General features: G+C 71.7%; 6 protein-coding genes and 1 pseudogene. 5 read left to right on the top strand and 2 right to left on the bottom strand.

Annotated elements, in window-relative coordinates; genetic code table 11:
- Positions 1-167 precede the first annotated feature (167 nt).
- From folP to ACFW2E_RS11300, 5 genes are all read left to right on the top strand, one after another.
- Positions 168-1211 (top strand): dihydropteroate synthase, encoded by a 1044-nt coding sequence (folP, locus tag ACFW2E_RS11320; protein ID WP_384464875.1) that lies wholly within the window; start codon positions 168-170, stop codon positions 1209-1211.
- Positions 1208-1711, top strand: a complete 504-nt coding sequence (locus tag ACFW2E_RS11315) for a nuclear transport factor 2 family protein (protein WP_384464871.1) — start codon at positions 1208-1210, stop codon at positions 1709-1711. The genes folP and ACFW2E_RS11315 overlap by 4 nt, the downstream gene beginning before the upstream one ends.
- Before the next feature lie 248 nt (positions 1712-1959).
- Positions 1960-2319 (top strand): dihydroneopterin aldolase, encoded by a 360-nt coding sequence (folB, locus tag ACFW2E_RS11310; RefSeq protein ID WP_384464868.1) that lies wholly within the window; start codon positions 1960-1962, stop codon positions 2317-2319.
- On the top strand, positions 2316-2927 hold the full coding sequence (gene folK, locus ACFW2E_RS11305) for a 2-amino-4-hydroxy-6-hydroxymethyldihydropteridine diphosphokinase (RefSeq protein ID WP_384464865.1): 612 nt from the start codon (positions 2316-2318) through the stop codon (positions 2925-2927). Before folB ends, folK begins: the two co-directional genes overlap by 4 nt.
- 72 nt (positions 2928-2999) lie before the next feature.
- The gene (locus tag ACFW2E_RS11300; protein WP_384464863.1) at positions 3000-3488 is read left to right on the top strand and encodes a DUF3180 domain-containing protein; all 489 of its coding nucleotides are present in this window, start codon (positions 3000-3002) and stop codon (positions 3486-3488) included.
- Between the two features lie 10 nt (positions 3489-3498).
- Here ACFW2E_RS11300 and folE read toward each other — a convergent pair whose 3' ends face one another.
- Both folE and ACFW2E_RS11290 read right to left on the bottom strand, forming a co-directional pair.
- Positions 3499-4104 carry a GTP cyclohydrolase I FolE gene (folE, locus tag ACFW2E_RS11295; RefSeq protein ID WP_384464860.1) on the bottom strand — a complete coding sequence of 202 codons (606 nt, stop codon included), beginning with the start codon at positions 4102-4104 and terminating at the stop codon, positions 3499-3501.
- A gap of 128 nt (positions 4105-4232) precedes the next feature.
- A pseudogene (locus ACFW2E_RS11290) lies at positions 4233-5267 on the bottom strand (cell division protein FtsH); the annotation flags it as partial.

The raw sequence follows: 5267 nt of genomic DNA, 5'->3' as shown, positions 1-5267 counted from the left end.
GCCTTGCCCTGACCAGCGGCTCGCGGGGCGCGCGGGAAGCCGCCCCCCCCCACCCCCCCCCCCCCACCCCAAAGGCGGGGCACGGCGCCCCCCCCCCCCCCGCGGCCCGGGGGCTCCCGCTCGGGCCGCAGGACCTGCGGCCGTCGCCCTGGGCCTACGCTGAACATATGAGCAACCAGAGCGGGCGCGGCCGAGTGGCGGGCCTTCCGGCATGGGACCGCTGCGCGGTCATGGGGGTCGTGAACGTGACCCCCGACTCCTTCTCCGACGGCGGCCGCTGGTTCGACACGACGGCCGCCGTCAAGCACGGGCTCGAACTGGTCGCCGAGGGCGCCGACCTCGTCGACGTCGGCGGCGAGTCCACCCGCCCCGGCGCCACCCGCGTCGACGAGGCCGAGGAACTCCGGCGTGTCATCCCCGTGGTCCGCGGCCTGGCCTCGGAGGGCGCCGTCGTGTCCGTCGACACCATGCGCGCTTCGGTGGCCGAGCAGGCCCTCGCGGCCGGCGCGGCCCTCGTCAACGACGTCAGCGGCGGCCTCGCCGACCCGGCGATGATCCCGGTCGTCGCGGCCTCCGGAGCCCCCTTCGTGGTCATGCACTGGCGTGGCTTCCTGGATGGCAACGTCAAGGGCGAGTACGCCGACGTCGTCACCGAGGTCGTCGACGAACTCCACGCGCGCGTGGAGGCCGTCCTGCGGGGCGGCATCGCCCCCGACCGCATCGTCGTCGACCCCGGCCTCGGCTTCTCCAAGGAGGCCGAGCACGACCTCGCCCTCCTCGCCCGCCTCGACCGGCTCCGCGCCCTGGGGTACCCCCTGCTCGTCGCCGCCTCCCGCAAGCGGTTCCTCGGCCGCGTCCTGGCCGGCCCGGAGGGAGCTCCCCCGCCGGCCCGTGAGCGCGACGCCGCCACGGCGGCCGTCTCCGCCCTCGCGGCGCAGGCCGGGGCGTGGGCGGTGCGCGTCCACGAAGTGCGCGCCACGGCCGACGCGGTACGGGTCGCGCAGGCCGTGGAAAAGGCGCGCACACCGGGCAGCGCGCCGGGTGTCGGGGGTGTGGGTGTCGGGGGTGCGCTCGGGGCGCACACCACAGTGAGCGCGCCGGGAGAGAGGGCGTCCCGCGGGGCGCGCACCGTCGAGAACGCGCCAGGCCCGGACGTACTGCGCCCCGCACCCGAAGAGGGGCACGCACCCGGCACCGAAGGAGCCCGGTGAGCGCCCCCCACACCGACGTCGAGCAGGTCGAACTCGCCAACACCGCCTTCTACGAGGCCATGGAGCGGGGCGACTTCGAAGAGCTGTCGTCCCTCTGGCTCGCCCCGTCCGACCTCGGGGTCGACGAGGAGTACCACGACCCGGCGGACGCCGGGGTCGTCTCGTGCGTGCACCCGGGCTGGCCGGTGCTCACGGGGCGCGGCGAGGTCCTCAGGTCGTACGCGCTGATCATGGCGAACACCGACTACATCCAGTTCTTCCTCACCGACGTCCATGTCTCCGTCACCGGCGACACGGCACTGGTGACCTGCACCGAGAACATCCTCAGCGGCGGCCCCGCCCCCGAGGCCGGCGCGGAGCTCGGCCCCCTCGTCGGTCAGCTGGTCGTCGCCACCAACGTTTTCCGCCGCACCCCGCTCGGCTGGAAGGTCTGGTCCCACCACGCCTCTCCTGTGATGGCCGAAAACGACGAGGACGAGGGTGACGACACACCCGCCTGAGCGGGTAGGCGGCCCACAGGGACCAAGAAGTGGTTGGAATCACGAACTGGCGGGTAAGTGGGGCTACCAACCCATGAGCCGCCGGGTTCCCCGGGGGAAACGCGCGATGAACCCTCTTGGACCCGGCCGGGGCACCCGCCCCTGAAGCCCGGCTCTGTCAGTGCCCGCAGGTAGATTCGTCTGAGGCCGGTGTGGCGTCCGCACACGGCACGGACCGGCCGTTACCGACGATTGCAGGAGTGATTCGCGTGGATCGTGTCGCGCTGCGCGGCCTGAGGGCCCGCGGGCACCACGGCGTGTTCCCCAAGGAGCGCGAGGAGGGCCAGACCTTCATCGTGGACCTCGTCCTTGGCCTGGACACCCGGCCGGCCGCGGCCGACGACGACCTGGCGAAGACCGTGCACTACGGCATCGTGGCCGAAGAGGTCGTGGCCGTGGTCGAGGGCGAACCGGTGAACCTCATCGAGACCCTCGCCGAGCACATCGCCCAGGCCTGCCTGAAGCACGAAGGGGTCATGGAGGTGGAGGTCTGCGTCCACAAGCCGGACGCGCCGATCACCGTCCCCTTCGACGACGTGACCGTCACCATCACCCGGAGCCGAGTATGACCGCATCCTTCACGCAGGGTCCCAGCGACCCGACCGTACAGCCGGTACCCGCCTCCGTCGTCGAGCAGGTGGACGCCGCCGACACGACTCTGAGCAACCCCAAACGGGCCGTGATCTCCATCGGCTCCAACCTCGGCAACCGCCTGGAGACCCTCCAGGGCGCCATCGACGCCCTGGAGGACACCCCGGGCGTCCGCATCAAGGCCGTCTCCCCGGTGTACGAGACGGAGCCCTGGGGCGTGGAGCCCGGCAGCCAGCCCTCGTACTACAACGCGGTCGTGGTCCTGAAGACCACCCTGCCCCCGTCCTCCCTGCTGGAGCGGGCGCACGCCGTCGAGGAGGCGTTCAACCGCGTGCGCGACCAGCGCTGGGGCCCGCGCACCCTCGACGTGGACATCGTCGCGTACGCCGACGTCGTCTCCGCCGACCCGCGCCTGACGCTCCCCCACCCGCGCGCCCACGAGCGCGCCTTCGTGCTGGTCCCCTGGCACGACGTGGACCCCGACGCCCAGCTGCCCGGCCGCGGCGCGGTCGCCGAGCTCCTGGGCGCCGTCCCGCGCGACGGCGTCGAAGCCCGCAAGGACCTGGAACTCCGGCTGCCCGAGTAGTCGTTAAGGTCAAGGGCCGGAACGACCGGGCGACCGGGCGACCACATACTGCGGGGGAGCTGAAGGAACGCCGTGAGAGAGCTGCGCATCAGGGTGCTGGTCGGCGTGTTCGTCGTGGCCGGAGTGCTGTCCTGGGCGGGCGCCCGCCTCTGGAACTCGATCGGGACCCTCCCCAGCGTCCCCCTGGCCGCCCCCATCGTCCTCGCCCTGATCGCCGCGGTGCTCCTCTCCACGGCGCTCTCGCTCCGCGCCCGCCTCAAGGCCCAGCGCGAGCGCCGCCCGGGCGCGAAGGGCGTCGATCCCCTGATGGCCGCCCGCGCGGTCGTCTTCGGCCAGGCCAGCGCCCTTGTCGCCGCCCTCGTCGCCGGGATGTACGGCGGCACGGGCGTCTTCCTGCTGGAACAGCTCGACATTCCCGCCCGCCGCGACCAGGCCATCTACGCCGGCTTCTCCGTGCTGGCCGGCATCGCCGTCATAGCGGCCGCCCTCTTCCTGGAGCGCGTGTGCAAGCTCCCGGAGGACGACGACCACAACCACACGGGCGCGGAACCGGCCGCGTGACCCCCCGGCGTCAGCGCGCCAGTATCAGGCTCATCGCCTCGGAACGGGTCGTGGCGTCCCGCAGCTGACCCCGCACCGCCGACGTCGTGGTCTTGGCGCCCGGCTTGCGGATCCCGCGCACCGACATGCACATGTGCTCGGCCTCGATGACGACGATCGCTCCCCGCGCCTCCAGGATCCGCATGAGGGAGTCCGCGATCTGCGTGGTGAGTCGTTCCTGCACCTGCGGACGGCGCGCGAAGACCTCGACGAGACGCGCCAGCTTCGACAGGCCGGTGATCTTGCCGGTCTCGGCCGGGATGTACCCGACGTGAGCCACACCGTGGAACGGCAGGAGATGGTGCTCGCACAGGGAGACGATCTCGATGTCCTTCACCAGCACCATCTCGTCGTGCCCCAGGTCGAACGTCGTCGTCAGAACGTCCTCCGGCTCCTGCCGGAGCCCCGCGAGGAGCTCCCGGTACGCACGTGCCACGCGCGCCGGTGTGTCCTTCAGGCCCTCGCGGTCCGGGTCCTCGCCGACCGCGATCAGGAGTTCGCGTACGGCGTTCTCGGCGCGCTTCTCGTCGAACTCGCCGATGGCGCCCTCGCCGTCCAACGTCACGGGGTCGATCATCTGGTGCCTCGTTCCTGTGTCTCCTACGTGCGGGCATGCGAAATGCCGCGCCCCCAGGCTAGAACCTCGGGGGGCGCGGCATCCATTCCGGGCCCGGTGCGGCCGCCGGGGCCGCACCGGTAAGGCGGTCAGCTCTCCGTGCGGTCCTCCGGAGCCTGCTCCGTCACCGGGGCGGACTCGGACGCCGTGGACTTGACCGTGCTGATCGCCGGCGTCGATCCGTTCGCGCCGTTGGTCAGTGCCAGCTCCTTCGGGGAGAGCACCGGCGGACGGGTGGACGGCGTACGGCGGGAGGAACCGGTCCACGCGGGCCGCGGCGGGCGCTTGTGGATCGTGGCGAAGATCTCGGCGATCTCCTCCTTGCCGAGCGTCTCCTTCTCCAGGAGGGCCAGGACGAGGTTGTCGAGGACGTCACGGTTCTCGACCAGGATCTCCCAGGCCTCGTTGTGCGCGTTCTCGATGAGCTTCTTGACTTCCTCGTCCACCAGCGCGGCGACCTCTTCCGAGTAGTCACGCTGGTGAGCCATCTCACGTCCGAGGAACGGCTCGGTGTTGTCCCCGCCGAACTTGATCGCACCCAGTCGCTCGGTCATGCCGTACTGGGTGACCATCGCGCGGGCGGTGGCCGTGGCCTTCTCGATGTCGTTCGCGGCACCCGTGGTCGGGTCGTGGAAGACGAGCTCCTCGGCCGCGCGGCCTCCCAGCATGTACGCCAGCTGGTCGAGCATCTCGTTGCGCGTCGTGGAGTACTTGTCCTCGTCCGGGAGCACCATCGTGTAGCCGAGGGCCCGGCCGCGGGACAGGATCGTGATCTTGTGGACCGGGTCGGAGTTCGGGGAGGCCGCCGCGACCAGGGCGTGTCCGCCCTCGTGGTACGCGGTGATCTTCTTCTCCTTGTCCGACATGATCCGGGTCCGCTTCTGCGGGCCCGCGACCACGCGGTCGATGGCCTCGTCCAGCATGCCGTTGTCGATGAGCTTCTTGTCGCTGCGGGCGGTGAGCAGCGCGGCCTCGTTGAGGACGTTGCTCAGGTCCGCACCGGTGAAGCCCGGGGTGCGGCGGGCGACCGCCGCGAGGTCGACGTCGGGCGCGACCGGCTTGCCCTTCTGGTGAACCTTGAGGATCTCCAGTCGGCCCTGCATGTCCGCCGGGGGGACCCCCGG

It is taken from the genome of Streptomyces sp. NPDC058964 (assembly GCF_042741275.1).
Taxonomy (GTDB): domain Bacteria; phylum Actinomycetota; class Actinomycetes; order Streptomycetales; family Streptomycetaceae; genus Streptomyces.
The sequence above is the reverse complement of the archived record's forward strand: the minus strand, read 5'-3'. Positions and strand labels throughout refer to the sequence as shown.

Bases quoted from the DNA above. Each gene is read 5' to 3' on its own strand.
- folP (WP_384464875.1), top strand. From the start codon at position 168: ATGAGCAACCAGAGCGGGCGCGGCCGAGTGGCGGGCCTTCCGGCATGG.
- folK (WP_384464865.1), top strand. From the start codon at position 2,316: ATGACCGCATCCTTCACGCAGGGTCCCAGCGACCCGACCGTACAGCCG.
- folE (WP_384464860.1), bottom strand. From the start codon at position 4,104: ATGATCGACCCCGTGACGTTGGACGGCGAGGGCGCCATCGGCGAGTTC.